The 26,567-nt window shown below is 59.5% G+C and carries 27 protein-coding genes and 1 pseudogene; 11 read left to right on the forward strand and 17 right to left on the reverse strand.

Features of this window, described 5'->3' with window-relative positions:
- Positions 1–65 precede the first annotated feature (65 nt).
- Positions 66–1,622: a cryptochrome/photolyase family protein gene (locus tag BEK68_RS12740; RefSeq protein ID WP_012435020.1), complete on the reverse strand. Its 1,557-nt coding sequence runs from the start codon at positions 1,620–1,622 to the stop codon at positions 66–68.
- 79 nt (positions 1,623–1,701) lie between these two features.
- Between BEK68_RS12740 and BEK68_RS12745 the strand changes: the two genes are divergently transcribed.
- The 7 genes from BEK68_RS12745 (at position 1,702) to BEK68_RS12775 (ending at position 7,169) form a co-directional block, all read left to right on the forward strand.
- Complete coding sequence (locus BEK68_RS12745; RefSeq protein ID WP_012435021.1) at positions 1,702–2,448, forward strand: pseudouridine synthase; 747 nt, start codon at positions 1,702–1,704, stop codon at positions 2,446–2,448.
- A gap of 97 nt (positions 2,449–2,545) precedes the next feature.
- Complete coding sequence (locus BEK68_RS12750) at positions 2,546–3,118, forward strand: YqgE/AlgH family protein (RefSeq protein WP_012435022.1); 573 nt, start codon at positions 2,546–2,548, stop codon at positions 3,116–3,118.
- Positions 3,111–3,542 (forward strand): Holliday junction resolvase RuvX, encoded by a 432-nt coding sequence (ruvX, locus tag BEK68_RS12755; RefSeq protein WP_012435023.1) that lies wholly within the window; start codon positions 3,111–3,113, stop codon positions 3,540–3,542. Before BEK68_RS12750 ends, ruvX begins: the two co-directional genes overlap by 8 nt.
- Positions 3,539–4,057: a bifunctional pyr operon transcriptional regulator/uracil phosphoribosyltransferase PyrR gene (gene pyrR / locus BEK68_RS12760; protein ID WP_012435024.1), complete on the forward strand. Its 519-nt coding sequence runs from the start codon at positions 3,539–3,541 to the stop codon at positions 4,055–4,057. Before ruvX ends, pyrR begins: the two co-directional genes overlap by 4 nt.
- A 70-nt stretch (positions 4,058–4,127) precedes the next feature.
- Positions 4,128–5,099, forward strand: a complete 972-nt coding sequence (locus tag BEK68_RS12765; protein WP_004629626.1) for an aspartate carbamoyltransferase catalytic subunit — start codon at positions 4,128–4,130, stop codon at positions 5,097–5,099.
- An 8-nt stretch (positions 5,100–5,107) separates the two neighbouring features.
- Positions 5,108–6,385, forward strand: a complete 1,278-nt coding sequence (locus tag BEK68_RS12770) for a dihydroorotase (RefSeq protein ID WP_012435025.1) — start codon at positions 5,108–5,110, stop codon at positions 6,383–6,385.
- Entirely contained in the window at positions 6,372–7,169 is a 798-nt protein-coding gene (locus BEK68_RS12775) for a lysophospholipid acyltransferase family protein (protein WP_012435026.1), read from the forward strand. The genes BEK68_RS12770 and BEK68_RS12775 overlap by 14 nt, the downstream gene beginning before the upstream one ends.
- 9 nt (positions 7,170–7,178) lie before the next feature.
- Here BEK68_RS12775 and BEK68_RS12780 read toward each other — a convergent pair whose 3' ends face one another.
- Genes BEK68_RS12780 through rfbB form a run of 16 tightly spaced genes read right to left on the reverse strand, consistent with a single transcriptional unit; the run spans position 7,179 to position 22,232 of the window.
- Positions 7,179–8,027 (reverse strand): symmetrical bis(5'-nucleosyl)-tetraphosphatase, encoded by an 849-nt coding sequence (locus BEK68_RS12780; protein ID WP_012435027.1) that lies wholly within the window; start codon positions 8,025–8,027, stop codon positions 7,179–7,181.
- A 52-nt stretch (positions 8,028–8,079) separates the two neighbouring features.
- The gene (locus BEK68_RS12785; protein WP_012435028.1) at positions 8,080–8,958 is read right to left on the reverse strand and encodes a Wzz/FepE/Etk N-terminal domain-containing protein; all 879 of its coding nucleotides are present in this window, start codon (positions 8,956–8,958) and stop codon (positions 8,080–8,082) included.
- An 11-nt stretch (positions 8,959–8,969) separates the two neighbouring features.
- A complete protein-coding gene (locus tag BEK68_RS12790; RefSeq protein ID WP_012435029.1) occupies positions 8,970–10,061 on the reverse strand; it encodes an MraY family glycosyltransferase in 1,092 nt (363 codons plus the stop codon).
- A gap of 60 nt (positions 10,062–10,121) precedes the next feature.
- Positions 10,122–10,964, reverse strand: a complete 843-nt coding sequence (locus BEK68_RS24930) for a glycosyltransferase (protein WP_012435030.1) — start codon at positions 10,962–10,964, stop codon at positions 10,122–10,124.
- A 12-nt stretch (positions 10,965–10,976) separates the two neighbouring features.
- Positions 10,977–11,903, reverse strand: a complete 927-nt coding sequence (locus tag BEK68_RS12800; protein WP_012435031.1) for a glycosyltransferase family 2 protein — start codon at positions 11,901–11,903, stop codon at positions 10,977–10,979.
- A 2-nt stretch (positions 11,904–11,905) separates the two neighbouring features.
- Positions 11,906–13,213: a hypothetical protein gene (locus tag BEK68_RS12805; RefSeq protein ID WP_012435032.1), complete on the reverse strand. Its 1,308-nt coding sequence runs from the start codon at positions 13,211–13,213 to the stop codon at positions 11,906–11,908.
- A complete protein-coding gene (locus BEK68_RS24935) occupies positions 13,210–14,292 on the reverse strand; it encodes an acyltransferase family protein (protein ID WP_012435033.1) in 1,083 nt (360 codons plus the stop codon). The genes BEK68_RS12805 and BEK68_RS24935 overlap by 4 nt, the downstream gene beginning before the upstream one ends.
- On the reverse strand, positions 14,289–15,230 hold the full coding sequence (locus tag BEK68_RS12815; protein ID WP_012435034.1) for a glycosyltransferase: 942 nt from the start codon (positions 15,228–15,230) through the stop codon (positions 14,289–14,291). Before BEK68_RS12815 ends, BEK68_RS24935 begins: the two co-directional genes overlap by 4 nt.
- Positions 15,227–16,474 carry an O-antigen translocase gene (locus BEK68_RS12820; RefSeq protein ID WP_012435035.1) on the reverse strand — a complete coding sequence of 416 codons (1,248 nt, stop codon included), beginning with the start codon at positions 16,472–16,474 and terminating at the stop codon, positions 15,227–15,229. Before BEK68_RS12820 ends, BEK68_RS12815 begins: the two co-directional genes overlap by 4 nt.
- The gene (locus BEK68_RS12825; protein ID WP_012435036.1) at positions 16,471–17,595 is read right to left on the reverse strand and encodes a DegT/DnrJ/EryC1/StrS family aminotransferase; all 1,125 of its coding nucleotides are present in this window, start codon (positions 17,593–17,595) and stop codon (positions 16,471–16,473) included. The genes BEK68_RS12820 and BEK68_RS12825 overlap by 4 nt, the downstream gene beginning before the upstream one ends.
- Before the next feature lie 44 nt (positions 17,596–17,639).
- Complete coding sequence (locus BEK68_RS12830) at positions 17,640–18,407, reverse strand: acetyltransferase (RefSeq protein WP_012435037.1); 768 nt, start codon at positions 18,405–18,407, stop codon at positions 17,640–17,642.
- Entirely contained in the window at positions 18,404–18,814 is a 411-nt protein-coding gene (locus BEK68_RS12835) for a sugar 3,4-ketoisomerase (RefSeq protein ID WP_012435038.1), read from the reverse strand. The genes BEK68_RS12830 and BEK68_RS12835 overlap by 4 nt, the downstream gene beginning before the upstream one ends.
- Entirely contained in the window at positions 18,804–19,724 is a 921-nt protein-coding gene (rfbD, locus tag BEK68_RS12840; RefSeq protein WP_012435039.1) for a dTDP-4-dehydrorhamnose reductase, read from the reverse strand. Before rfbD ends, BEK68_RS12835 begins: the two co-directional genes overlap by 11 nt.
- Positions 19,721–20,275 (reverse strand): dTDP-4-dehydrorhamnose 3,5-epimerase, encoded by a 555-nt coding sequence (rfbC, locus tag BEK68_RS12845; RefSeq protein ID WP_012435040.1) that lies wholly within the window; start codon positions 20,273–20,275, stop codon positions 19,721–19,723. Before rfbC ends, rfbD begins: the two co-directional genes overlap by 4 nt.
- Positions 20,272–21,156: a glucose-1-phosphate thymidylyltransferase RfbA gene (gene rfbA / locus BEK68_RS12850; RefSeq protein ID WP_012435041.1), complete on the reverse strand. Its 885-nt coding sequence runs from the start codon at positions 21,154–21,156 to the stop codon at positions 20,272–20,274. The genes rfbC and rfbA overlap by 4 nt, the downstream gene beginning before the upstream one ends.
- A gap of 14 nt (positions 21,157–21,170) precedes the next feature.
- Positions 21,171–22,232 (reverse strand): dTDP-glucose 4,6-dehydratase, encoded by a 1,062-nt coding sequence (gene rfbB, locus BEK68_RS12855; protein ID WP_012435042.1) that lies wholly within the window; start codon positions 22,230–22,232, stop codon positions 21,171–21,173.
- A gap of 176 nt (positions 22,233–22,408) precedes the next feature.
- Here rfbB and BEK68_RS12860 point away from each other — a divergent pair, with 176 nt between their 5' ends.
- The 4 genes and pseudogenes from BEK68_RS12860 to BEK68_RS12875 form a co-directional block, all read left to right on the forward strand.
- Complete coding sequence (locus BEK68_RS12860) at positions 22,409–23,797, forward strand: phosphomannomutase/phosphoglucomutase (RefSeq protein WP_012435043.1); 1,389 nt, start codon at positions 22,409–22,411, stop codon at positions 23,795–23,797.
- 43 nt (positions 23,798–23,840) lie between these two features.
- Positions 23,841–24,839: a lipopolysaccharide heptosyltransferase I gene (gene waaC, locus BEK68_RS12865; RefSeq protein WP_012435044.1), complete on the forward strand. Its 999-nt coding sequence runs from the start codon at positions 23,841–23,843 to the stop codon at positions 24,837–24,839.
- Entirely contained in the window at positions 24,839–26,155 is a 1,317-nt protein-coding gene (waaA, locus tag BEK68_RS12870; protein WP_012435045.1) for a lipid IV(A) 3-deoxy-D-manno-octulosonic acid transferase, read from the forward strand. The genes waaC and waaA overlap by 1 nt, the downstream gene beginning before the upstream one ends.
- 101 nt (positions 26,156–26,256) lie before the next feature.
- A pseudogene (locus tag BEK68_RS12875) lies at positions 26,257–26,567 on the forward strand (META domain-containing protein); the annotation flags it as partial.

Raw genomic sequence — 26,567 nt, forward strand, 5'->3', positions numbered from 1 at the left:
GCTTCACAAAAACAACAAGGGGCCGGTGTTCTACCGGCCCCTTGTTGTTTGCTGCGTGGCGATCTTCAATCGTCGTTGCTGGATTTGCTCATTGCCGCCGCTTCAGCGCCCGATGTGCGATGTGCCTTGGTCACGGCATAGCGGTCCAGCGTGGCCGCACGTGCGCCTGCGTGGTCGATGATGGGGCGGGGATACGTCTCGCCCAGCACGACGCCCGCTTCCTTCAGCACATTGGCTGGTGCCGTCCACGGTGCGTGGATGTATTTGTCGGGCAGCTTTGCCAACTGCGGCAGGTACTTGCGGATGAAACGGCCCTGCGGGTCGAACTTCTCCGACTGCGTGACGGGGTTGAAGATGCGGAACCACGGTTGCGCATCGCACCCACTGGACGCCGCCCACTGCCAGCCACCGTTGTTGGCTGAGAAGTCGAAATCGTTCAGCACGTCGGCAAAATACTGCTCGCCGCGCCGCCAATCGATGCCAAGGTCCTTGATGAGAAAACTGGCCGCCACCATGCGCAGGCGGTTGTGCATGTAGCCGCTCTGGAAGATCTGCAGCATGGCCGCATCCACCAGCGGATAACCAGTCTGTGCACCTTTCCACGCTTCAAAGCGCGCGTCGCCGGTGTCGCCGTCCACCCAGCGGATGCGATCGAATTCCGGATGGAAAGCGGCGCCGTCGGCCAGATCCGGGCGGTGATGCAGGATCATGAAATAGAAGTCACGCCAGACCAGTTCCGACAGCCACGTCGCCGCGCCCCGGCTGCCGCGCAGCATGGCGGCATGTGCGCGCGCAGCGAGCGTGCGGATCGATACGGTGCCAAAGCGCAGGTGCGTGGACAGATAGCTGGGTCCGCGCACGGCGGGAAAATCGCGGCGCGCATGGTAGTCGTCCATGCGGTCTTCAAACTCGTCGAGCAATGCCTGGCCCCCCGACATGCCGGTGGGTAGGGCAATCTCCGACAGATTGGTGTGCGCGAAGCCCATCGCTTCCAGCGCAGGCGTTGGGTGCGCAAGTGCCTCAGGCGGCCTCGCCAGCGCGCCCAAGTAGGGCTCTGTCGGATACGCGCGCAAGTCGAACGGCGTCAGCGCGGCCAGCCAGGCATTCTTGTAAGGCGTGAAGACGCCGTACGGTCTGCCTTGCCCGTTCAGGATTTCGTCGCGCTCGAAGATCACCTGATCCTTGAAGTCGAACCAGGCGCACGGCTGCTGGGCGAGCACTTTGCGCACCGCTTCATCGCGCGCCTGCGCGGAAGGTTCTTCGTCATGGTTGGCGAAGACGGCCTCGATGTTCAGCTTGCGCGCGATCTCCGGAATCGCGTGGCGAGGGTGGTCATGCACCACCATGAGGTCGCCGCCGGCCTCGCGTAACGCGCTGCGCAGTTCCTCGATGGACGCGCGGATGAACTCGATACGGCGGTCGGCCTGGAGCCCGCGCGCGAGCAGCGCGTCGAGGATGTCGCGGTCGAACACGAACACGCAATAGACCTCGCGGCAGTGCCGCAAGGCATAATGCAGCGCCGCGTGGTCGAAGTGCCGCAGATCGCGCCGGAACCACACCAGACCTCGCTGGAAGTGCGCTCCGATGTTGTACGGCTGGCGGCTTGGGGCGGTGGAGGGCATCGGATGGAATCGGTTGCTCTTTAGACTGGCCGAGCGTATCGCAAAATTCGCCCCTTTTTGTCTTGTTCACGTTGTTGTCATGGCTGATTCTTCTCGTCTACCGCTGTATCGCATCCTGCAATCCCAGGGCTTCGGCACGCGCCGCTATTGCAAGGACCTCGTCCTCGCGGGGTTGGTCTTCATCAACGGCGTCGAGATGGAAAGCCCCGATGCGCTGGTCGATACCGCCGGCCTGGTCCTGGATGTCGACGGTGAGCGCTGGGCATACCACGCCCGCGCCTATCTGATGCTCAACAAGCCGGCCGGCGTGGAGTGCTCGCAAAAGCCGAAACATCATCCGAGCGTGTACACGCTGCTGCCGGTGCCGCTGCGTGAGCGCGCCGTGCAGTGCGTCGGGCGGCTCGACCAGGACACCACGGGGCTGCTGCTGCTGACCGACGACGGCCAGTTCGTTCACACCATCACCAGCCCGCGCCACCAGGTGCCCAAGGTGTATGAAATCACCACCGCCGAGCCCGTGACCGAGGCGCAGATCGCCCAACTGTACGCCGGCGTGCTGCTGGCCGACGAAAATGAAAACGTTGCCGCCGCCTGGGCCGAGCGCGTCGACACGCACCACCTGCGCATGGCCCTCACGCAGGGCAAATACCATCAGGTGAAACGCATGGTGGCGGCCGCCGGCAACCACGTGGACGGATTGCACCGCAGCGCCATCGGCGGGTTGTCGCTGGGTGATCTGGCGCCGGGCGAATGGCGCTGGCTGGAAGCCGCGGACTTGGAGGCGCTGAACATCACGCCGCCGCACGCAACCGTGACGAGTGCCTAAAGCGCCACAATGCGCCACCCACAAAAAACCTTGCGCCGAGGGCCGATTCCTCCAAATGAGAGGGGCAGCGGCCGAGGGCTTTTGGTAAACTCCCCCCATGGCCTCGCCTGACGCACTTATCAATCTCACGAATCAGTTCCTGATCGCTATGCCCGGCATGGCGGATTCCACGTTTTCGGGCACGGTCGTGTACATGTGCGAGCACAACGAGCGCGGCGCGCTCGGGCTCGTGATCAACCGCCCCATCGATATCGACTTGGCGACGCTGTTCGACAAGATCGACCTCAAGCTCGAAATCCACCCCCTCGCAGAACAATCCGTGTACTACGGCGGCCCGGTGCAGACCGAGCGCGGCTTTGTGCTGCACGACGCCACGGGCGCGTATTCGTCGTCGCTGGCGGTGCCGGGCGGGCTGGAGATGACCACCTCGAAGGATGTGCTGGAAGCCGTCGCCCAGGGTGGCGGCCCACACCGCTTCATCCTGACGCTCGGGTATGCCGGTTGGAGTGCCGGCCAACTGGAAGACGAAATCAGCCGCAACGGCTGGCTGACCGTCCAGGCCGATCCCGAGATCATCTTCAACGTGCCCCCCGAAGAGCGGTTTGCCGCGGCGCTGAACCTGCTCGGCATCAACCCCGCCATGCTGTCGGGTGAGGCCGGGCATGCCTGAGCCGGCACGTCCGGCCACCGCTTCCGTGCCTGTGGAAGGCACCTTGCTGGCATTCGATTACGGCGAAAAACGCATCGGCGTGGCGCTGGGCAATACGGTTTCGCGCTCGGCGCGGGCGCTGGAAACCATTCCGAACCGTTCGGTCGATTTCCGCTTCGCGCAGATAAGCCGGCTGGTCGGCGAATGGCAGCCTGTGGGCTTCGTGGTCGGCATGCCCGTCCATCCCGATGGCGAAGAGCAGCCGATGATCAAGCTCGCCAAGCGCTTCGGCAATCAATTGCTCGGCCGCTATGGCCTGCCGGTCACCTGGGTGGACGAGCGCTATTCGTCGATCGCCGCACAGGATGCCGGTGCCTCCGACGATGTGCTCGACGCAGAAGCCGCGCGCATCATCCTCCAACAGTTTTTCGACGAACACGCATGACATCGCAACAGATCGATGCCGAGGCGCTGTACCAGAGCCTCGTTGCACAACTGCGCACGCGGCTGGCCGACGGCCACACCTGGTCGGTGGCCGGCATTGTCAGCGGCGGCGCATGGATCGCCAAGCGGCTGGCACATGACCTTGGCCTGCCGGAATACGGCGTCGTCAACGTTGCGATGCACCGCGACGACTACGCCAAGAAAGGCCTGCACGCCAAGGCGCAGCCGACCACGCTGCCGTTCGATGTGAACGAGCGCCGCATCCTGCTGGTAGACGACGTGCTGGCCAGCGGCCGCACCATCCGCGCGGCCATCAACGAGCTGTTCGACTACGGGCGTCCGGCGGCGGTGGAGCTTGCCGTGTTGGTCGACCGCGGTGAACGCCAGTTGCCTGTGGCCCCGGATTACATCGGTGAACGCATCACGCTGCCCGCCGACGAATCGCTCGTGCTGAGCGAAGCCAGCGAAGGCGCTGGCGCGCGCTTCACCTTCACGCGCGAGCCCAAGGGCGCCTGACTTCAAGCGCGCACCGCACCTGCCTTGATCTGACCTGACCTGTACCGACCTCGTCGCCTTTCGTTTCTCCATGCCCAAGACTTTTGCCAACCCGCAGCTCACGAAAAACGGCGAGCTCAAGCACCTGCTGTCGATCGAGGGACTGTCACGCGACATCCTCACGGACGTGCTGGACACCGCGCAGCAGTTCGTCTCCGTATCGGATTCCGACCGCGAGGTGAAGAAGGTGCCGCTGCTGCGCGGCAAGAGCGTGTTCAACCTGTTCTTCGAGAACTCCACGCGCACGCGCACCACGTTCGAGATCGCCGCCAAGCGGCTGTCGGCGGACGTGATCAACCTGAACATCAATGCGTCTTCCACCAGCAAGGGTGAGTCACTGCTCGACACGATCAACAACCTGTCGGCGATGCAGGCGGACATGTTTGTCGTGCGGCATGCCAGTTCCGGGGCGCCGTACCTGATCGCCGAGCACGTTGCGCCGCATGTGCACGTGATCAATGCGGGCGATGGCCGTCATGCACACCCCACGCAGGGGCTGCTCGACATGTTCACCATCCGCCACTACAAGAAGGATTTCTCCAACCTGACGGTGGCCATCGTCGGTGACATCCTGCATTCGCGCGTGGCGCGTTCCGACATCCACGCGCTGACGACGCTGGGCTGCGCCGAAGTGCGTGCCATCGGCCCGCGCACGCTGTTGCCGGGTGGCCTGGAGCACATGGGCGTGCGGGTCTTCCACAACATGGAAGAGGGCCTGAAGGGCGTGGATGTGGTCATCATGCTGCGCCTGCAGAACGAGCGCATGAGCGGTGCGCTGTTGCCCTCCGCGCAGGAATACTTCAAGGCCTACGGCCTCACGCAGGACCGCCTGGCGCTGGCCAAGCCGGACGCCATCGTCATGCACCCCGGCCCGATGAACCGCGGCGTGGAGATCGACTCCGCCGTGGCCGACGGTGTGCAATCGGTGATCCTGAATCAGGTGACGTTCGGCATCGCGGTGCGCATGGCGGTCATGGGCATCGTGGCTGGCAACAACGACTAAGAAGAGCAATGAAACTGCATATCAAAGGCGGCCGCCTGATCGACCCGGCCAACGGTGTCGACGCACAACAGGACTTGTACATCGCGGCAAGCAAGGTGGTCGGTGTCGGCCACGCGCCGGCGGATTTCCATGCCAACAAGACCATCGACGCGACGGGCCTGGTTGTTTGCCCGGGTCTGATTGACTTGTCCGCGCGCCTGCGTGAGCCGGGTTTCGAATACAAGGCTACGCTCGAATCGGAAATGGCCGCGGCCATGGCCGGCGGCGTGACCTCGCTGGTGTGCCCGCCGGACACCGATCCTGTGCTGGACGAACCCGGCCTGGTCGAGATGCTCAAGTTTCGCGCGCGCAACCTGAACCAGGCGCATGTGTATCCGCTCGGTGCGCTCACTGTCGGCTTGAAGGGCGCGGTGCTGACGGAGATGGCCGAATTGACTGAGTCGGGCTGCGTTGGCTTCTCGCAGACCGATGCACCGATGGCCGACACGCAGGTGCTGATGCGCGCGCTGCAATATGCGCAGACCTTCGGCTTCACTGTCTGGCTGCGCCCCGAAGACCCGTATCTGGGCAAGGGCGGCGTGGCCGCAAGCGGCCCGCTGGCTTCACGCCTGGGCCTCTCGGGTGTGCCGGTAATCGCCGAGACGGTGCGCCTGCATACCATCTTCGAACTGATTCGCAGCACAGGCGCCCGCGTTCACCTGTGCCGTTTGTCGTCGGCCGCCGGCATCGAGCTTGTACGCCGCGCAAAAGCCGAAGGCCTGCCGGTCACGTGCGATGTGAACGTCCACCATATCTCGCTGACCGACATCGATATCGGCTACTTCAATTCGCAGATGCGCTTTGTGCCGCCGCTGCGTTCCGGGCGCGACCGCGATGGCATCGTGCGTGCGCTGGCGGATGGCACGATCGACGCGATCTGTTCCGACCACACGCCCGTGGATGACGACGAGAAGCTGCTACCGTTTGCCGAGGCCACGCCGGGCGCGACCGGCCTCGAAACCCTGCTGCCGCTCACGTTGCGCTGGGCCACCGAACACAAGGTCGAGCTTTCGAAGGCGCTGGCCCGCATCACCAGCGAGCCTGCTCGCGTGCTGGGCCTGCGTGCGGGCTCGCTGGAAGTGGGTGCGATGGCCGATGTGTGTGTGTTCGATCCGGCCGCGACCTGGAAACTTGAGCCTCGCGCTCTGCGCAGCCAAGGCAAGAACTCGCCCTACCTGGGCTTTGAGCTGGCCGGCCGCGTGCGCGCCACAATGGTCGCTGGCCACCTTGCCTATGACGGGCATTGATCAGCGCGTGGCAAGTGCGCCCGCCGAGGCCAGCTCGCCGCAGCGCAAGCATGTGCGGCGCAAGCTGCGCTTGCTCGTACATCTGGTCGAAGGCCTGATCACGTGCGCGCTGCTATTCTGGTGGATCAAGCCGCACACCAAGCAGGCGCTGATTCAGCGGTGGTCGCGCAAGTTGCTCGCGCTGTTCCGCGTGTCGCTCGTGGTGCATGGCGAGCCCGTCACGGGCAAGGAGCTGGCCGGCTCCATGCTGGTCTCCAACCATGTGTCGTGGATCGACATCTATGCGATCAACAGCTGGTACCCGCCGCGCTTCGTCGCCAAATCAGAGATCCGCAGCTGGCCGGTGATTGGCTGGCTGTGCGCGCAGACCGGCGTGCTGTTCGTCGAGCGCGCCCGCAAGCGCGACGCGCATCGCATCATGCACGTCATCGCCGATGCGATGCGTTCGGGCGATGCCATTTGCGTGTTTCCCGAGGGTACGACGTCTGACGGGCTGCAGCTGCTGCCGTTCCACGCCAACCTGTTTCAGGCGCCGGTCAGCGCTGGCGCACCGATCCGCCCGCTGGCGCTGCGCTATCGCGTCGCCGCCACTGGCGAATTGACGATCATTCCCGCGTATATCGGCGATCTGTCGATGATGGATACGATCAACGCCATGCTGAACGGGCCGCCGTTGGTGGTGGAAGTGTTCGTAGGCCCCGCCGTAGCTCCGGAGATGGACCGCCGTGGGCTGGCCGCACATAGTCACGACGCTGTTGCCGCGCTGATCGACCGCGCGGGCTAGGCTACTCGGCTATTTCTTCTTGTGCGCGAGCGGGTCCTGCGCCTGCTCGCAATCCACCTGGATCACGTCACGCCCGGCTGGCGTCAACGATAGCTTCGCCGCCGTCAGTTTGCCACCCCACACGCAGCCGGTATCCAGGCCTATCACATCGTCGCGCATCACCAGCCCGCGTGTGGACCAATGCCCGAACACGATCGGCGTGCCGCGCGTACGGCGCCCTGGCACGTCGAACCACGGCATGTGGCCATCCGGAGCGCCATCGGCGTCAGTCGTCTCGAACTCCATCGTCCCATCGGGCTTGCAGAAGCGTAGGCGCGTCAAGGCGTTGATGGTCAGCCGCAGCCGATCCATGCCGACGAGATCGTTACTCCACTTGTCGGGATGGTTGCCAAACGCATCGGCCAGGAAGGTTTTCCAATGTGGGCTACGCAGCTCGCGCTCCACTGCGCCGGCCAGCTCGAGTACGTCGCCTGTTATCCATTGAGGCAGGACGCCGGCGTGCACCATCAGAAAGCTGTTTTCGAAGATGGCCAGCGGCTGGTGGCGCAGCCAAGTGATGAGTTGGTCGCTATCGGGGGCAGAGAGTATCTCGGCGATGGTGTCGCGTTTGCCGGGTTTTCGCACCCCTGCCGCCACGGCCAGCAGGTGGATGTCATGGTTGCCGAGAACGGTGCGTGCGCGTCCCGCTTCGCATAGGGAAATGACCTGGCGCAGTGTGGCGAGAGAGTCGGGGCCACGGTTGATCAGATCGCCGACGAAGCGGAGAGGGGCGTTGGCTGGGAGGGCGGCCAGCAGGGTCTGGAGTGGGGAGCAGCAGCCTTGGAGGTCGCCGATGGCGTGGGGAGATTCCCGATTCATGACAGATGTCCCTCAAAACGCCATCATTGCGAAGAAATCGACCTTACGCATTTTATGCGGCACGAGTCTGTTGGCGCTCCCTGATCAGGGCTATAGCAAATGTGATAACCAATCCAAAGATGGCACCAGCCAACAGAAACGCCGAACGCCTCGGAAACACGGGGCGTTGCGACACCGTAGCGTCGGAGAATGTCCGAGTGTTGAATGTACGGGTTGGGCTCATCTGTTCGTTCAACTCAGAGAGTTGGAGCTGAAGTTTACTGATTTCGACCTCAGTCTCATGTAAGACGCTTGTCAGTAGCACATTCTCGGCGAATGTTGATGCTCCCGGATTCGCTGCTTTTTGAACACTGGTCAACTTGCGGGCCTGCTCCAGCCGCTGCCGTGCGTCGGCAAGATGATGAGAAACAAGGTTGTAGTCGCTCTTGTACCGATCAAGCGTGGGTTGTAACAGAGCGGCATGAGCTCGGATAAGCTGATTCTGGACGGCCAGCAGAGTGCGTTGTGCGTCTTGCTGGCTAAAATCGCGTACTCTGATTTCGACAAGTTCCGACGTGCGAAGCACGCGTGCGTTGAATGAATTCCGGATCAGATCGGCGCGCCTTGATGTGCCGGACTTTATCGGAAGTCCTAGGTTACCTAGTAGCGTGTCTGTGAAGGCATCTGCTTTTAGGCGTTCGACGGTTCGTGCCGGCGTCTCAAGGAGGACGGGACCTTGTGTCGGATGGTAGGGCGAACTTGGAGCTTGCACTTGTCCGACTTGGACGATTGCCGTCGCTTCCCATTCTGCAGGGAGGACATAAGCGAGTCCTATGCCCAATGCGGCGCAAGCCAATGTGCCAACAGCCAGCTTGACCGCATGGCGCTTCAGAAACGAGAACACTTCGTCAAGCGTGAGTGGGTCGTGATCCAATGCAGTGGAAGAGCTCATTCAATCGAACCTTATTTCTTAAAGATAAGCCAGCGCGGCGCCCTGAAGCGCACGATACTTTGATATAGCCAAACATAAAAAACGATAAAGATTGCGGAGAACAGCGCGAGAATCCACGTCTTGCTCCAGAAAAGTGTCGCTGGCAGGACGGCTAATAGACTCAACAACCATAGATAAGGCGAGGTCATTGAGTTTCGCCTCAGGCGATGGCGTTCACTCTTACTGCCTACTGCCCAGCGCATTAGACGTTTATAAATCAACATATGAAGATGGACACCATCAGGGATCCCTGGTGACATACCGCGCAACATCTTCTTTCGATAGATTGAAAACAGTGTCTCAAAAATTGGATAAATCAACATTAATACGGGATACCAGGCTGAGACCGAAGGGTTACGCGTCACTAGCAGCACTACGGCCTCTGCAAGAGCGAACCCGATAAAGTATGCCCCGCCATCGCCTAAGAAAATAAGACCACCGGGGAAATTCCAGATGAAAAACCCCAAAATTGCCCCGGCCATAGCTAACGCAATCGAAAGTACGAGAGTGTCACCGACCTGGAGTGCGACATACGATACAGAGAAAAACATCATAGTCGCGACCATACTGGCCAATCCGTTGAAACCATCGATGATGTTCACTGCATTGGCAAGACCCGCCACCGCCAATGATGTGATCGCAATGGATACGGGTAAATAGGCTATGACGATATCCAACCACGGAATATCAATCCGGACAACGCGCGCGTCTAGGAGCCACATTGCGGCCAGCGCAGAAATCATCGTTGCAATGAGGCGGATGCGTGGACTGACGGATTTCGTAAAATCTTCAACAAGGCCAGCCAAAAAAGCTGGCGTGCCAGCCGTTACCAACATCAAGAAGCCGCGCCATTGCATTGCGTCGTGCCACCATAGAAGCGTGCCAGTGCCTAGAGCGGCAAGCGCAATCCCCACCCCGCCGATACGGGGAACGGGGCGAGTATGAAATTTTTGTGCTCCTGTTAAATCCAGATCGGCAGAGAAACGCTCGTGAATGTGAGCGTACCGCACAATCAACATTGTGAAAATGAACGAAATGATAAATCCGGTACTGAAATTGAGCATATGCGAGCTAAGCTTGTACGCGCGATTCTAGTTCAATCAAGCGAATTTTGAGAATTAGACTTACGCCTTTATTTTTGTGCGTAGCGCTTTTGCATATAATCGATTACGAATCGCGGTCGGCAGCAACCGAGGTATGGCGCGTAGAAGAAAATTCGTGATTGCAGTCAACGGTGAAATGAAGCCATACAGGCAAAACTGGCGTTGCGCCATCCATTCGCTGCGTACGTACGCAGCGCCTCCCCGGCGCCCAATCATTTCGAGACCTGCCCTTGCATGTACGAGCAGATCTGACTGATTTGCCGCCTCTACACCGGCATGCAGCATCCTAACCCATAGCCAGTAGTCTTCCATCCACGGCAGATCTCGGTACCCTCCGACAGCTAGTACTGCCGACCGTTGATACATCACTGTCATGTGGTTGAACGGATTACGCCGACGTGCGTAGCGAACAATCGCTTCGTGTGTCAGCGGCACGCTGCGCACTCGTGTAATGAGTGTAGGGTTTGCTTCGAACTCGCCGATCCAAGATCCGAGAAGTCCCACCGTGGGATGAGCATCCAGAAACGCGTGTTGGCGAGCAAAACGCTCCGGATGCGACCAGTCGTCGGTATCAAAGCGGGCAATCCACTCGTGCCTACATTGTTCGAGGCCAGCAGCAAGAGCGCGGGCAAGGCCCACATTCTTGTCAAGAGGCACGATCTTCATCGCCAAGGCGGACTCATAGCGCTGCAGTATGTCGAGATGGTCCTTTCTGACAGGACCATCTAGCACGATGACCGTTTCGTCCGGCTGAAGCGTCTGCTGGGTCAAACTGGCAAGCGCCACTTCAAGCGCTGCGGGTGATTCCCGAGCGTACAGTGACATCAAGACGGAGAACGGCCGAGGGTTAGCGGTGATCATCATTGTGGATGTCGCTCAAAGAGGTCCGTACCGGCCGGCAAAGCCATGCGCAATTCCCTTAATCATCATCCTGAGTTGCATTAATCTCGGCGGATTGAAGAGTGTGAAGATAATAAAGCCCGCTACAGTCCGGAGCAGATCGCTGCGCTTCCAGTAAGCCGGTACGTAGGCCAGCTTCTGCATGTAGATTGCATTGCGCATGGTGTAGTAGTGACGCACCGGTTTGTGCAGCGGGACGAAGAAGTTGGGCAGCACCTGAATGCGATCGTCGCCCAAATTATGGTAGAGCAGTGCTTCCCCGATACCGTAGCAATGTAGTCCTGCAGCGCGAGCTCGCGCACCCCATTCCACGTCAACATACTCAATGAAGAGCTCCTCTTTCATTAGGCCGATGCGCTCGAGTACTTCGGTGCGGATCAACGTGCCTGATGCGAGAAGCGAGAAACACAGAATCTGGCTGCTTTCGGGCGAAGTCACTGCGCGACGCTTGTGCCCATTTTCGAAGGTAATGAAGGGAGCCTTCTCGCCAGTCGTTTCATCTATCAACTGCGGGCCAACCGCCGCTACGGAGGCGCCCGCCGCAAGTAGTGTCGCTTCCGCGCTCAATAGCCGGGCAAGCATGTCCGGGGCAGGGCTGCTGTCTTGGTCGAATAGGACGATATGCGTGGCACCGCGCGACATCGCGTCCCGAATGCCGCGATTTTGCGCAGCTGCGATGCCTTCATTGCTTTCATTACGCAGCCACCGTGTTCTTGGGGGGCTCTTTTCGATTAGGGGGGCGATCATGGCTTCTGGGGAGCCATTGTCGACGACAATCGTAAGCGCCTGTTGCTTTTCTAGTGCTTCAATAAGCGCGAGGGTTTGAGGCCAGTCTGGCGAATAAGTGACCACTACGGCATAGAGATCGACCTGGGGCTCAAGTATGGAGGTGGTAGTTGTCATCTTCAATGCGATCGCAAGCGCGATTGATATGCCGTACAGCGTTTCGCGATTTGCAGCACTAACCAGACAAATGCGAGATTAACTGCGAAATCGAGAGCGACTTTGAAGTATAGAAACTCGGTAAAGATGTTGATGAGAGGTAGTCGAGCCAACTGCCACAGCAACAATGGCAGGTAGTACTGGGGTGCTTGACGTACAAGCGGCTGGGCGAGGCGCAGCATAACAATGAGGTTAAGCATGACCATCACGGGGCCTATCAAAACTGATAGTGGGCCAAAGATCGTCCAAGCATGGGCCAAGTAGTAGGTGTTGGCGTTAAGCCAAGTGTCTCCTGCGTTGGGAAACAGAATCTTGACGACTTCTGCTGCAGGATCCAGTTGAGGCACGCCAAACAGTGGTGCTAGCGGCAACCCTAGCCAAGCGTAGTCGGGGCTTGGTCGCAGGAACTCGTAGATGTAGAACATCCCCTCCATCTGCCCAACGAATAGCCGGTACATGGTGCTCTGAAGGAGTGTCGGATCGAAATCGTAGCCAAGGGTGACTACAAACATCAGAAGAGATAAGGCAAGGCCGAGTAAGGCACCTATGATGATGTAGCGGAACCTTCCCGTTCGTGTGTATAGCACCCAGAAGGTGAGCAACATCAACAGCACCAAGGTGTACTTCTGGACGTCGTACACAGCGTTCAGGATCATCAGCGGCAGATTCCAGAACAGCACGACCCGTTTGGCGCGATTATGTGGGTCGTATGCAACTAGCGAGACTGAAATCAAGTAAACGACAGACGTAAAGGAACGGAAAATATAGTTCAGGCCGAATACTGTGATTCCGTCCTGGTTAGTTAGTATGCGTACCTTTGCTTCTGCCGCACCTTGGACGTCCCCCTTTAGTGCGAGCAATAGCGGAATCTCGCTTACTGATACAAGCTTTATCACAAGTATGAAAGCTGAGGCGATCGTTAGCACCCGCAAAGTGCTTATATCGGTCTCGGTCTTGCGATACTGCACGTGCACAAAGAACCGCGTGCGAAATGCAACGGCCAGCATCCAAAGGAGGATGCCGATGCTCGTCATCGTGCTGATGACGCCATAGCGCATAGTCGATTGCGCTATTTCGTTTTGGAGGTCATAGAGGAGCGGAATGCCAAACAGCCCGATTGCCAAGGTTCCGGGAACCGTGACAAGAAAGATCTGCATGCCAATGGGAAATGCGAGCGGATGCGGCTGCTGCCCGATATAGTTGAAGCCGGCCAGCCGGAGCGCGAATGCTCCGGTGAGTGCGAACAGAATCGAGACAGCAATAAGCATCATGCCGATTCCGTTTTACGGGGCAGGGAAGCGGCTAGCGCGTCTTTCAAACGCAGGAATTTGCTTTCAAAGAACAAGAAAGAAAGTTGAGCGACGCCAATAGTCACGCCGAGCACGATCACGGCGCGAATAACTTGTAGAGCCGTTGAAGGTGTCGCAAGACGGTACCCAAGCACGCGGTCGGTCAAAATGAGAATCAAGCCGTGGTAGAGGTAGAGTCCGTAACTGATTTTGCCGAGCTGCCTCAGCGGTGCCCACTCAAGCATTAATAGTAACCGCCGAGGGCGAGCCAATACATACCAAAGCAATGCGCTGTAAAAGACGCAGACGATTGAGAAGAACCAGTCACCGATCGGACTGCGAACCCAGCGGGTGGGCGTCCACATTGCCTCGTAGCCGATTAGGCAAACCGCTGCTAGCAGCAATATCCCAGCTGCAATCAGTAATCGACCCGACCGACTCTGCGCTTGCGCCTCGTCATAGAGCAAGCTCAAGCCAGCGCCCATGGCGAGGCCATCTGCGCACGAGGGTAGTGTGGCGAATTGGAGAAACGGGTTGCCTGTCCATTGCGAGATGGCAATTCGTGCGCTGATGCTTAGTGCGACGGTCATGACAATGACCCACGGTAAGCGCCTGCGCCCAGCCCACCAGATGATCAAGGGCCAAAGAAGATAAAATTGCTCTTCAACCGCAAGAGACCATGTGTGACCAAGTACCCACGGTGAAGCAAACGAATTCGCTCCGAGCGGATAATTCTGGAGATAAGCGAAGAACGTCCAAAGGTTTGGAATGTTGTAGTGGCTGATTAGAGCTAATACGCACGCCACGGCCAAATACGCATAATACAGCGGAAAAATTCGTAAACTCCGTCTGACATAAAATTCGCGTAGGTATGTGCTCCACAGCGTATTCGATCGATCCCGCGAGGACAAAAGTATCTTAGTGATAAGAAATCCGGAAATTACAAAAAACAAGGGTACGCCTGTCCACCCCCATGCAAAGCCGGGCACTTCAAGATGGAAAAATATGACCGAGAGTGCAGCCAGTGCTCTGAGGCCATCGATGCCTGGAATATGTTTCATTTAGCAGGAGCCCAATAGATCAAATCGGCTCGTACTGCGAGCAGCATGCAAGTGGCAATCAGGCGAGCCATAGCACAGCGTACTGCCGTAAAGGGTTTGCACCATATGGAACTTGTATAGATCGCCGAGGTGTTGGACCAGATGCGTAACTGCAACGCAAGCTTTGCACTGCCAGTAAATGCCGGAAGCAATTTATGTTCGATACGCATGATTTCCTGACCTATGCGAATCTGGCGCAACTTGTTTCCTGAAATGGACGTGCCATGCATGCGGTATGCCGCGACCGGCTGGTCGAGATACAGAAGGGTTTGGTCAGCGAGTAATCGCAGATAGTAGTCGCGATCCTCAATGAAGAATCGCTCGTCGTACTTCCCAACTGTATCGAAAGCCACGCGGCGCGCCATGAACACCGGACCCGGCACAGACCAGTTCAGGATCAATTCAAGCGCCCGTCGTCGGTCACTTGACAGGGCTGCCACATCTGCGTGGAAGCGTTCGCGCAGGACTGATTTCGCAATTTGCCGACCATCATCGTCGATTGCCGTCGCATCGGCGAAGATTGCAAGGGCGTCGGGATGATTCAGTAGGACGAGCAACCGGGCGCGAATACTGTCCGGCAACAGGAGATCATCGCTGGCAAGGAAAACCAAGAAATCGCCGCGAGCGCGCTCGATAAGCCGGTTTAATGTTCGCGTGATACCTTGGTTTTGCTGAGTTGATAGATCAATGCGCACGAAACTACTTTCGTGCCGCTGAGCCCACGTGCGAGCGATGCTCAGGGATTCGTCTGACGAACCGTCGTCGATTGCGATGAGTTCGAGATGAGCCCAGCCTGTCGACAAGAGGCTATCTAAGCACTTTTCGATGAATCTGGCATGGTTAAATATCGGTATCAGTACGCTCACCAGCGGAGCGGTGTGATTCTGCAGAATGCTCATAGTGCTCGAGCCTGTTTCAGGCCCACCCATAAGGCTACGCAATAACCGATGTAGTTCACGGTGTGCGCAAGTACGACACCCTTTAGGCCAAACAACGGCACAAATGCTAGCGTGAGACAATAGAAGCTCACGGAAAATAAAATTTCGGCACCGACAAATAAGCGGCTCAATGCCTTGCTGAGTACGAGGTAACCCAGAAGCCAGCCCGCCATTTTGAAGAAATCGCCGAGCAACTGGAGCGGAAGAACTTCACGCATGCCATCAAAGGATGCAGAGAACAATAGCGGTATCCACCAACCACGAGTCAGATAAACAGCTGTGAGTCCAAAGGCTAATGCCGGAGCGAGAATGCTTGCGGCATGCAGCAGTTCACGACGTATGGTTTCCGGGCTAGTCAACTCAGCAAAACGAGGCAGAAAATAGGTGGCAAGGGTGGTCGTCAGTAACATCAGATAGATGTCGCTGATCTTCCACGCCGCTTGCCACAGGCCAGCCTGTTCCAATCCGACCACAGACGCCAGATAGGAGCGGATTAATATTTGTGTAATTGGCGCCGCAACGGCAGAGGTAATCAACATTACCGCGAAGTGCGCTAACTTTCTAGCGATCTCTCGGTTAAACGGTCCCCAGAGCTTTGGCAGTGTGAACCAAGCTGTTCGCCAGCAGATGATTAAAGTTGCAACAAGCGCGACGGACTGATTGATACTTAGTGCGATCAATGCGCCACGTAACCCGTTCCACTGGGTCAGTCCGATAGTCAGCGCAAGCGTAACCAGACTCCCTGCAATATTGGTAGCAACGAAGCGCGCGATCTCTTTCCGGCCATTCAGAATTGCAAGTAGCAGGGCGTTAAGGACGAATGCTGGCAGCAGAAGCCCGAACAGCACGAAGGTTAGCGCATAATCCTCGGCCCCTAGGAACAAGCGTGAGAGGGGGAGCGCGAGGAGCGCGATGGCGCAACCGACGGCAATTGAGCAAATTGCCGAGATGCGTGTTGCCGTTTGCCACACAGCTATCTGCGATGACTCTAGCGAACTGTACTCGGCGGTGTACTTGACTACGCCGTTATTGATCGCACCGCTCCCGACGTTTGTTATGATAGAAACGGTATTCTGCAATTGGCCAATCAAAGCATAGCCGGCTGGGCCGACCGTCACAGCGAACACTTTGTTCAGGACAAGCGCGGCGATGGTCTTCACCATCACCGCGATGCCGTTAAGAAGGCTAGTGCGAACTAGATTCACAGGTTCGTGACATCCACTGCAAGCTCACCACATACCGAACGAACTGTGTGGATCACTTCATCCACTTGTACGTCAGTCATGACCGGCGACATCGGAAGGCTCAGCGTTTCGCGATGGATCCGCTCGCTGATCGGGTACGCGCCTTCTCCCAAACGAAGGTCGCGGTAAGCTCCTTGTAGATGTGGCGGCGTTGGGTAGTGCACAACTGTACCTACCCCTCGTTCGCTAAGCGCACGCTGGAGCGCGTCGCGGTTTGGGTGGTGAATTGCGTAGATGTGCCACGCTGATTCCACATCATTGGCCAGGATGGGCAGTCCGAGGCCGCAATCGATCAGAGCCCTCGTGTAGCGATCGGCGATTGAGCGACGTCGCGCATTGTCGGCGTCAAGCAATACCAGTTTCGCGCGCAGCATGGCGGCCTGAATTTCGTCCAGCCGGGCATTGAACCCCGCCGCCTCATGCACATATTTTTTCTGAGAGCCATAGTTGGACAGCATCCTAATGCGTTGCGCCAATGCGGTATCGGACGTTGTCACAGCGCCGCCATCGCCGAGCGCTCCGAGGTTCTTTCCCGGGTAGAAGCTGAAGGCCGCCGCATCGCCAAGACTGCCCGTGCGCTTGCCGCGGTATCGTGCCCCGTGAGATTGGGCGGCATCTTCGATGACTTTCAGACCATGTTGATGCGCGATCTCCAGAATGGGATCCATATCTGCGGGCTGGCCATACAGATGAACGGGGATGATTGCACGCGTCCGAGGCGTGATTGCCGCAGCTATCAAGCTAGGATCAAGATTGCACGTGTCTTCGCGTGGTTCCACCGGAACCGGCGTTGCTCCGGCGAAGGTGACCGCCAACCATGTAGCGATAAATGTGTTGGACGGCACGATGACTTCGTCACCTTTTCCGATGGACATGGCCCGCAGAATGAGATGCAGCGCGTCCAACCCGTTACTGATACCGATACAGTGCTTGGCTTCACAGTAAGCGGCAAAGTCGGCTTCGAATGCTTCGCATTGTTTGCCATGGATGAACCAGCCGGCATCGAGAACTTCGGTGAATGCTGAAATCAATTCGGCTCGTTGCCGCGCATTGATACTCTTAAGGTCGAGAAACGGAATCATCGATAAAATCTCGGCACAGTTACTGTTATTTCCTTAAGCCACGCTTACCGGGCGCACTGCGTGTTGGCGAGCGCGTTGGCTGCTTCTATCCAATTCGCTACCACGGTCTCTGGATAGCCGCGGTGGAAGTGTGAAGTCCAAGGATATGCCGGTCGATCGGTTCCGTCTTGAAGCTTAATTTTGCTAGTTTCACACAGCATCTTTGCTGGAGATCCGCCGACGACGGTATGCGGTGTCACATTCTTAGAAACGAGACTGTGTGCGGCGACAAGCGAATGCGAGCCGACTGTGACGGCCGGTAGTACGACTGACATCGTTGCAACTACCGCGTAGTCTTCCAGCACGCATCCCTTCAGGACATTGCTAGGGGGGTGTGGATCGTTGGTCAGCACAACATATGGAAAAATCCATACGAAATCCCCAACTCGCGACGCCTGCCCGATGTGCACGTTGCTGTGCGTGCGGACGTAGTCCCCGATGACGCAATGTCCCTGGATGTCGCTCAACGTCCCGAGTTGGAAGTTGACTCCACAGCGTGTCATCTCGCGCACCGTAACCCGATGCCCGGTTACCAACCGTTCTCCAAACGACGAACCCTCGTAAAAGACACTGTGAGACCGTATCAAGGAGTCCTTGCCAATGCACAGCGGCTGTCCGTCGGACAGCTTGCTTGGATGTCCGATCTCGCAGAATCCTTCGATCTGTGTACCTTCGCCGATTTCGACGTTGGAGTGGATCACACTGAACGGCCCGATCGAAACATTGGCCCCAATACGGGCTTCGGGCGAAACGATAGCAGTGGGATGAATCATGATCTCTCCTTGGTCATCGAAACAAAGGTTTCGTGATCCCGAATGTAGTCTTCCGGATCGTAAATCTTATTTGCCAGCACGAGCAGTACGCAATCGGGGGTGAAATCAAACATCTCACGCCAGATCATCGGTCCGATAAACAGACCTTTGGCTGGCGAGTCGAGCCTAACGACTTCCTGATGTTGGCCGTCATCCAGCAGAAAGCTGCAGGCGCCCTTGACGCAAACTGCGACTTGCAACAGGTCCGCGTGGGCGTGATATCCCCGCCGGACTCCGGGGGCAGTATCAAAGATGTAGTACGCACGTGCGACGGGGAAGGGTACGTTGCATCCCTGCTCCAGCGCGATCAACGAACCGCGCTCGTCACCTTTGACGTCAAAGCTGATCAGGTGCGTGTTAGTAAGCATGAATTCGTTCAGCTGAGGTCGGGGCCAGACATTTGGTCAGCGATTGCTCCCAGCTCTCTGGTACGAGTCCGAAAACGGACTGCAACTTGTTCAGCGCCAATCGCGAGTTACCGGGCCGGACCGCAGGCGTTGGGTATTCCATGGCAGGAATCGGCTCGACGGCCACACCTGTGATGCCCGAGCGTTGTAGGATAGCCTCGGCAAAGCCGTACCAACTTGTGCTGCCGTTGCTGGTCAGGTGATAGACGCCACCGTGGACGGTCCACCAAGCGGGTTCAGCGTGCGTGCTGCCGAGTCCGCGGGCAATGACATGGGCCGTCAGGTCAGCAATGGAGCGTGACCACGTGGGCGCGCCGATCTGGTCAGAGACGACCCGCAATTGCTGCCGTTCCTTCGCGAGCCGTTGAATTGTGGTCAAAAAGTTCTTGCCACGCGCGCCGTACACCCAGCTGGTACGAAAAACCAGAGTGGCTGGATTGGCATCCAATGCGTTGTGCTCACCTGCCAGCTTGGAGGCGCCGTAGACATTCAGCGGGTTGGTGGCGTCGGCTTCCGTGTAGGGGCCGTCCTTGCGGCCGTCGAACACGTAGTCGGTCGAGTAATGAATGAACGCCGCTTGTGTTCGCTTGCATTCCTCGGCAAGCACGCCTGGAAGATCGGCATTGAGTCGGAACGCCGGGTCCGGCTCCTGTTCTGCCTTGTCCACGGCAGTGTAGGCGGCGGCATTGACTATGATCGAAGGCTCGATGCTGCGGATCAGCGCACGCACTGCGTCAAGGCGGGACAGATCCACCACCGAGCGATCGACACTGATGATTTCCCCCAGTCCTTGCAGGCTGCGCAGCAGTTCCCAGCCAACTTGGCCGGTCGTGCCAGTCACGACGATGCGGGGGCGCGAGTGTATGGTCATGCGAAGACCTCTGCGCCGGTAAACGCTGCCGCTGCTGCATCTTTGGCGGCTAGGATTGGCTCCGCGCCCGCCAGTGGCCAGTCGATGGCGATCGTCGGATCGTTCCATACAACGGACCGCTCGTGCTCCGGGTACCAATAATCGGTCGTCTTGTAGAGAAATTCGGCTGTCTCGCTCAAGACCAGAAAGCCGTGGGCGAAGCCCGGCGGAACCCAAAGTTGACGTTTATTCTCGGCCGAGAGACGGACGCCGGCCCATTTGCCGAAGGTCGACGAAGACTTGCGCAAATCGACAGCAACGTCAAAGACTTCCCCGGAAATCACGCGGACCAGCTTCCCCTGGGCATGCTCGATCTGATAGTGCATGCCACGCAGAACGCCCTTGCGGGACATCGAATGGTTGTCCTGCACGAAGGGCGTGCTGACACCGGTCAGAGTCTCGAATTCCCGGCCGTTGAAGCTCTCGAAAAAGAAACCGCGGCTGTCACCGTAGACCTTAGGTTCGAGGATAAGCACGCCCGGCAGGGTGGTTTCTGTGACGCTGAGGTTCATCGAGGGACATCCTCGGCGATAAGCTGGCGGAGATACGCGCCATAGCCACTCTTGGCGAGCGGAGCAGCCAGTTTCTGGACTTGTTCCAGATCAATCCAGCGCTGGCGGAATGCAATCTCTTCGGGGCAGGCAACCATCAGGCCTTGGCGGCGCTGCAGCGTGGCGATGAACGTGGCGGCTTCGATGAGGGAGTCGTGCGTGCCAGTGTCGAGCCATGCATAGCCGCGCCCCATGATTTCCACTTCCAGAGTGCCGCGCTCGAGATAGCGTTGATTGACTTCGGTGATCTCGAGTTCGCCGCGCGCCGACGGCTTGACGCCTGCGGCGATCTGGCAGACGTCCGCGTCATAGAAGTACAGGCCGGTGACCGCGTAATTCGAGCGCGGTTTGGCAGGCTTTTCTTCAAGGGAGACCGCGCGCATGCAGCTATCAAACTCGACCACGCCATAGCGCTCCGGGTCGTGAACATGGTAGGCAAATACGCTGGCGCCGCTGGTCTGTGCGCTGGCCCGATTCAACTGCTTTACCAGATCGTGGCCGTAGAAGATGTTGTCCCCGAGGATGAGCGTAGACGGGTCACCGCCGACGAAATCCTTGCCTATGATGAACGCCTGTGCGAGTCCATCCGGCGAGGGCTGAACCGCGTACTGCAGATTCAGCCCCCATTGACTGCCGTCACCCAGCATCTCAGAGAACCGCGGGGTGTCCTGCGGGGTGGAGATGATCAGAATGTCGCGAATACCCGCGAGCATCAGCGTGCTGAGCGGGTAATAGATCATCGGCTTGTCGTACACCGGAAGCAATTGCTTCGACACAGAGTGCGTGATGGGATACAGCCGTGTCCCGGAGCCACCTGCTAGAATAATGCCTTTGCGTGCCATGAAAAGTCCGGTTGTTAGCGGCGGCTACCGTAGTTCACATCAACCCAATCCCGATAGGCGCCAGACATCACATCCGCGACCCATTCCTGATTCTCGAGGTACCACTCGACGGTTTTGCGCAGGCCAGTCTCGAACGTTTCTGCCGGTTTCCAATTCAACTCACGCTCGAGTTTTCGTGCGTCGATCGCGTAGCGTCGGTCATGGCCGGGGCGGTCTCTTACGAAAGTAATTTGTTCGCGATATGAGCCGTGGGCGCGCGGTTTAAGGGTATCGAGCAGGTCACAAAGCGTATGAACGACTTCAAGATTGTTCTTCTCATTCCAGCCGCCCACGTTGTAGACCTCGCCGACCGTGCCCGCTTCCAGCACGCGTCGGATCGCGGCACAGTGGTCGCCGACGTAGAGCCAATCCCGTACGTTTAGACCATCGCCATACACGGGCAGGGGCTTGCCCGCCAACGCATTGGCGATCATGAGAGGGATGAGCTTCTCGGGGAAGTGATACGGGCCGTAGTTATTCGAGCAGTTGGTCGTAAGAACCGGCAGCCCATAAGTATGGAAGTACGCGCGAACCAAATGGTCCGAGCCCGCTTTCGAAGCCGAATAGGGGCTGTTGGGGGCGTAGGGCGTGGTTTCCGTAAAGGGGGCGTCGTCCGGCCCCAGGGAGCCATAGACCTCATCTGTGGAAACGTGATGGAAGCGGAAATTTGCGCGTGCCGCGCCCTCTAGCCGGTTCCAGTAGGCGCGCGCAGCTTCCAGCAGCGTGAACGTTCCGAACACGTTCGTTTGCACGAAATCCGCCGGGCCGTGGATTGACCGGTCCACGTGGCTTTCTGCCGCAAAATGCACGATCGCCCGTGGTGCGTGTCGGGTCAGCAGCTCGTCCATCGACGCGCGATCACAAATGTCCGCGCGCACGAACGTATGCCGGGCATCTCCCTCCAACGACGCGAGGGTCTTCAGATTGCCAGCATAGGTCAGTTTGTCGACATTGACCACCGGCTCATCGGAACCACGCAGCCAGTCCAGAACGAAATTGGCGCCGATAAAACCAGCACCGCCTGTAATCAAAATCATGCGATTGTCGGGTGAACGTTGCGCGCAGAGGCTGAAGTCAAAGAATGGCTGCGCAGTGGGGGAAGAGTCGGACGGCTCATACAAGCCAGCCAAGTATTATAAAGGGTCAAAGGTTAGAATCCGAAACCACTTGTAACATTCCGCACACTGTATGTCTTTACAGGTGCTGAGAACTCATGACACAACTGAACCCCACCATCTTCAAAGCCTACGACATCCGCGGCATCGTCGAAAAAACCGTCGATGCCGAAACCGCACGCTTGATCGGCCGTGCCTTCGGCTCCGCAGCACGCGCCAAGGGCGAATCCGCCGTCGTCATCGGCCGTGATGGTCGCCTGTCCGGCCCTAATCTGCTCGCAGCGCTGGCAGACGGCCTGCGCGCGAGCGGCGTCGATGTGATCGACCTGGGCCTTGTAGCCACGCCGATGGTCTACTTCGGCACTAACATCGAATTGGCCGGCCGTCGCGCCACGTCGGGCGTGATGGTCACCGGCAGCCACAACCCGCCTGACTACAACGGCTTCAAGATGGTCCTGGCGGGCCAGGCCATCTACGGCGAGCAGATCCAGGCGCTGCGCACGCGCATCGAACAGGGCGACTTCACGGAAGGCGCCGGCGACTACGTCCAGGTGGACATCCGCCAGCAATACATCGACCGAATCATCTCGGATGTCAAGGTGAGCCGCCCGATGAAGATTGCCGTGGACTGCGGCAACGGCGTGGCAGGCGCTTTTGCGCCGGAGTTGTTCCGCGCGATGGGCTGCGAGGTGACGGAGCTGTTCTGCGAGGTGGATGGCCATTTCCCGAACCACCATCCGGACCCGGCCCACGTCGAGAACCTGCAGGACCTCGTGCGCACGCTGCAGACCACGGATTGCGAACTTGGCCTCGCCTTCGATGGCGATGGTGACCGCCTGGGCGTGGTGACCAAGGACGGTCAGGTCATTTTCCCTGACCGTCAGTTGATGTTGTTCGCGCAGGAAGTCCTGTCGCGCAACCCGGGCGGCGAGATCATCTTCGACGTGAAGTGCACAGGCAAGCTGGCGCCGTTCATCCGTGAGCACGGCGGCAAGGCCACGATGTGGAAGACCGGCCATTCGCTGGTCAAGGCGAAGCTAAAGGAAACGGGTGCGCCACTGGCCGGCGAGATGAGCGGCCACATTTTCTTCAAGGACCGCTGGTACGGTTTCGATGACGGTCTGTACACGGGCGCGCGCCTGCTAGAGATCGTCTCGCGTCTGGCCGACCCGAGCGCTACGCTCAACGCGCTGCCGAACTCGCACTGCACGCCAGAGCTGCAGCTGAAGTGTGCCGAGGGTGAATCGTTCGAGCTGCTCGACAAGATCAAGGCCAATGCCACGTTTACCGGCGCGAAGGAAGTCAACCGCATCGATGGCGTGCGCGTGGAATACGAAGATGGCTTCGGCTTGGCGCGTCCGTCCAACACCACGCCGGTGGTGGTGATGCGCTTCGAGGCTGACAACGATGCTGCGATGGCGCGCATCCAGGGTGAATTCCGCCGCGTGATCCTGGCCGAAAAGCCGGACGCGCAACTGCCGTTCTGATCGCACGGTTCGCACTCATGAAGTTGGGGGAAGGGATGACGGCATGCGCGTGCTGATCGTCAAGGTTTCGTCGCTTGGCGATGTGGTGCATTGCACGCCGGTCGTGGCCGATATCCTGCGTGCGTATCCGGATGCCGAGATCGACTGGGTGGTCGAGGAGGGTTTCGCCGGCATCGTCCGTATCGTGCGCGGTGTGCAGGGCGTGATTCCGTTCGCGCTGCGGCGTTGGCGCAAGTCGCTCGGCTCCGGCAGGACTTGGGGCGAGGTGGCGGCGTTCCGTCGCGCGTTGCGATCCAAGTCGTACGACGCGGTGCTCGACACGCAAGGCCTGATCAAAACGGCGCTCGTTGCGGCGCAGGCCAAGCTGGTGCCGGGTGGTTTCGTGGCGGGCTTCGGCAATCGGACGGAAGGCGCCGGCTATGAGCCGCTTGCCAAGCTGTTCTACCAACGCAAGGTCGAAATGGAACCGCACATCCACGTGGTCGAGCGCTCGCGCCGCATGGTGGCGGAAGCGCTCGGTTACGCGCTGCCTGACGCCATCGACTTCGGTTTGCAGCCGCCTGCCGACTTGCCCTTCAATCTGCCACGTCCGTACGTGGCGCTGGTGCATGCGACTTCGCGCGCCGACAAAGGGTGGCCGCTCGAGGCGTGGGTGGATGTGGCACGCGCGCTGCTTGCCCGCGACTACGCCATCGCCCTGCCGTGGGGCAGCGAGACCGAGCGACGCACGAGTGAATCCATCCGCGAGGCTATCGTCGCGGCGGTGCCGGGTACGGTCGGACGCGTGGTGATTCCGCCGCGCATGTCGCTTCCCGATGTGACGGCATTTCTCGCTCATGCGACTGCGGTGGTGGGTGTGGACACCGGCCTCGTGCACATTGCGGCCGCGCTGTGCAAGCCGACCGTGGCGCTCTACAACTTCACCACGTCCTGGCGCACGGGGGGGTACTGGACGCCCAACGTGCACGACCTCGGCAGCGCCGAGGCCCATCCCACCAGCGCGCAGGCGCTCGATGCGCTGCGTGCGCTGGGTGTGCTCTGATGCTGCGCGTTCTATATCGCTGGTTGTGGCGCATTGCGCTGCCGTTCGCATTGCTGCGCCTGTGGTGGCGCGGCCGCAAGGAGCCCGGTTATCGACAGCATGTCGGCGAGCGGCTTGGCTTCTATCCGCCGCGCCCGAATCCTGACCGTCCGTTGCTGTGGGTGCACGCCGTGTCCGTTGGCGAGACGCGCGCCGCGCAGCCGCTGATTGATGCCCTGTTGGCGCGCTTTCCGCACCACGCTGTCCTGCTGACGCACATGACGCCGACGGGCCGCCGCACGGGCGCTCAATTCGCGGCACAACGCAACCGCCGCGTCATCCAGGCGTATCTTCCGTACGATTTGCCGAGCGCAGTCGATCGGTTTCTGCGGCATTTCCAACCGCGCCTTGGCCTGCTGATGGAGACCGAGATCTGGCCGGTGCTGATCGAGCGCGCCTATACGGCCGGTGTGCCGATGGTGCTCGTCAACGGGCGCCTGTCTGCGCGCAGTCACCGGCGTACCGCGCGCCTGGGTGACGCGGCGCGCCAGACGTACGCGCAGCTCGCCGCCGTGCTGGCCCAGACGCCCGACGACGCCGATCGCTACCGCTCGCTCGGCGTGCCGCGCGTGCGGGTGACCGGCAACCTGAAGTTCGACATCACGCCGCATGTGGACCAGATCATGGCCGGACGTGCGTTGCACGACGCGCTACGTGGCCGATCGGTATGGGTGGCCGCCAGCACGCGCGAGGGCGAAGAAGCGTTGCTGCTTGACGCGTGGCAGGCGCATCGCGCGCAGCATGTCGGGCGCCGGCATGCGTTGCTGATTCTTGTGCCGCGTCACCCGCAGCGTTTTGATGAAGTGGCCCAGGCTGCCGAACGCGCGGGCTTGCGTGTCGTGCGTCGCAGTGCGTTGTCGGTGTCTGCAGCAGGCGTGACGGAGTCCGATCAACTTGCCGACGCCGACGTTTTGCTCGGGGACTCGATGGGCGAGATGGCACTGTATTACGCGGCTGGCGAAGTGGCGTTCATCGGCGGCAGCCTGCTTCCGCTCGGGGGGCAGAATTTGATCGAGGCCTGCGCGGTCGGCACACCCGTGGTCATCGGCCCGCATACCTTTAACTTCGCGCAGGCGACTCGCGATGCAGTTGCCGCGGGTGCGTGCGAGCAGGTAGGAGATGCCGCTGCGGCGATACGTGTGATCGACGCGTGGCTGTCCGATGCCGATGCGCGCGAAGCCGCATCACGTGCCGCGCTGGCGTTTGCCGCCACACACGGCGGTGCGACGGCGCGCACGGTGGAAGCGGTGGCATCCCTGGTCTTGCCAACGCTGTAACGCTGTGTACGTCCGGCACGAAACGTGCGAACTCATGGCGAGCCGGGCAGACTAATGACTCTTCGTGTAGTTTGCATTCCGTCACCGTTCACGATCTGTTCATGTCCCAACCGAATCGACCCAAGCCGAGCCTGCTGCAAACGCCGCGCCGCGTGGTGCTGACCGCCGTGGCGCTGGCCGCAGTGACCGCCGCCACCATCATCGGTGCCGGCTGCATGACGCCAACGCCTTCATCGTCGCCCGCTGCGGCCGCCCCCGCTGCCGCGTCAGCGTCCGCCGCTGCAACCAAACAGACTCCTGCCAACGCCGCACCCAATACGGGCCAGGCGTCGCTCGCCCAAGCGCAGGGCGAAGGCCGCTCGCGGTTCGTGCTCGTGCGCTGGCAAGAGTCGGGCGCTGCGCCCAAGGAATT

This window comes from Ralstonia pickettii (genome assembly GCF_001699815.1).
In the GTDB taxonomy this organism is placed as follows: domain Bacteria; phylum Pseudomonadota; class Gammaproteobacteria; order Burkholderiales; family Burkholderiaceae; genus Ralstonia; species Ralstonia thomasii.

What these genes read in the sequence shown, in the direction of transcription:
- BEK68_RS12785 (WP_012435028.1), bottom strand. Translation starts at nt 8,958, where the DNA reads ATGAGCTCTTCCACTGCATTGGATCACGACCCACTCACGCTTGACGAA.
- pyrR (WP_012435024.1), top strand. Translation starts at nt 3,539, where the DNA reads ATGACATCGCAACAGATCGATGCCGAGGCGCTGTACCAGAGCCTCGTT.
- BEK68_RS12825 (WP_012435036.1), bottom strand. Translation starts at nt 17,595, where the DNA reads ATGATTCCGTTTCTCGACCTTAAGAGTATCAATGCGCGGCAACGAGCC.
- BEK68_RS12775 (WP_012435026.1), top strand. Translation starts at nt 6,372, where the DNA reads ATGACGGGCATTGATCAGCGCGTGGCAAGTGCGCCCGCCGAGGCCAGC.
- BEK68_RS12745 (WP_012435021.1), top strand. Translation starts at nt 1,702, where the DNA reads ATGGCTGATTCTTCTCGTCTACCGCTGTATCGCATCCTGCAATCCCAG.
- BEK68_RS12830 (WP_012435037.1), bottom strand. Translation starts at nt 18,407, where the DNA reads ATGATTCATCCCACTGCTATCGTTTCGCCCGAAGCCCGTATTGGGGCC.
- BEK68_RS12805 (WP_012435032.1), bottom strand. Translation starts at nt 13,213, where the DNA reads ATGATGCTTATTGCTGTCTCGATTCTGTTCGCACTCACCGGAGCATTC.
- rfbC (WP_012435040.1), bottom strand. Translation starts at nt 20,275, where the DNA reads ATGAACCTCAGCGTCACAGAAACCACCCTGCCGGGCGTGCTTATCCTC.
- rfbA (WP_012435041.1), bottom strand. Translation starts at nt 21,156, where the DNA reads ATGGCACGCAAAGGCATTATTCTAGCAGGTGGCTCCGGGACACGGCTG.
- BEK68_RS12800 (WP_012435031.1), bottom strand. Translation starts at nt 11,903, where the DNA reads ATGACAACTACCACCTCCATACTTGAGCCCCAGGTCGATCTCTATGCC.
- ruvX (WP_012435023.1), top strand. Translation starts at nt 3,111, where the DNA reads ATGCCTGAGCCGGCACGTCCGGCCACCGCTTCCGTGCCTGTGGAAGGC.
- rfbD (WP_012435039.1), bottom strand. Translation starts at nt 19,724, where the DNA reads ATGACCATACACTCGCGCCCCCGCATCGTCGTGACTGGCACGACCGGC.
- rfbB (WP_012435042.1), bottom strand. Translation starts at nt 22,232, where the DNA reads ATGATTTTGATTACAGGCGGTGCTGGTTTTATCGGCGCCAATTTCGTT.
- waaC (WP_012435044.1), top strand. Translation starts at nt 23,841, where the DNA reads ATGCGCGTGCTGATCGTCAAGGTTTCGTCGCTTGGCGATGTGGTGCAT.
- BEK68_RS24930 (WP_012435030.1), bottom strand. Translation starts at nt 10,964, where the DNA reads ATGATGATCACCGCTAACCCTCGGCCGTTCTCCGTCTTGATGTCACTG.
- BEK68_RS12860 (WP_012435043.1), top strand. Translation starts at nt 22,409, where the DNA reads ATGACACAACTGAACCCCACCATCTTCAAAGCCTACGACATCCGCGGC.
- BEK68_RS12835 (WP_012435038.1), bottom strand. Translation starts at nt 18,814, where the DNA reads ATGCTTACTAACACGCACCTGATCAGCTTTGACGTCAAAGGTGACGAG.
- BEK68_RS12770 (WP_012435025.1), top strand. Translation starts at nt 5,108, where the DNA reads ATGAAACTGCATATCAAAGGCGGCCGCCTGATCGACCCGGCCAACGGT.
- BEK68_RS12815 (WP_012435034.1), bottom strand. Translation starts at nt 15,230, where the DNA reads ATGAGCATTCTGCAGAATCACACCGCTCCGCTGGTGAGCGTACTGATA.
- BEK68_RS12790 (WP_012435029.1), bottom strand. Translation starts at nt 10,061, where the DNA reads ATGCTCAATTTCAGTACCGGATTTATCATTTCGTTCATTTTCACAATG.
- BEK68_RS24935 (WP_012435033.1), bottom strand. Translation starts at nt 14,292, where the DNA reads ATGAAACATATTCCAGGCATCGATGGCCTCAGAGCACTGGCTGCACTC.
- BEK68_RS12765 (WP_004629626.1), top strand. Translation starts at nt 4,128, where the DNA reads ATGCCCAAGACTTTTGCCAACCCGCAGCTCACGAAAAACGGCGAGCTC.
- waaA (WP_012435045.1), top strand. Translation starts at nt 24,839, where the DNA reads ATGCTGCGCGTTCTATATCGCTGGTTGTGGCGCATTGCGCTGCCGTTC.
- BEK68_RS12750 (WP_012435022.1), top strand. Translation starts at nt 2,546, where the DNA reads ATGGCCTCGCCTGACGCACTTATCAATCTCACGAATCAGTTCCTGATC.
- BEK68_RS12740 (WP_012435020.1), bottom strand. Translation starts at nt 1,622, where the DNA reads ATGCCCTCCACCGCCCCAAGCCGCCAGCCGTACAACATCGGAGCGCAC.
- BEK68_RS12780 (WP_012435027.1), bottom strand. Translation starts at nt 8,027, where the DNA reads ATGAATCGGGAATCTCCCCACGCCATCGGCGACCTCCAAGGCTGCTGC.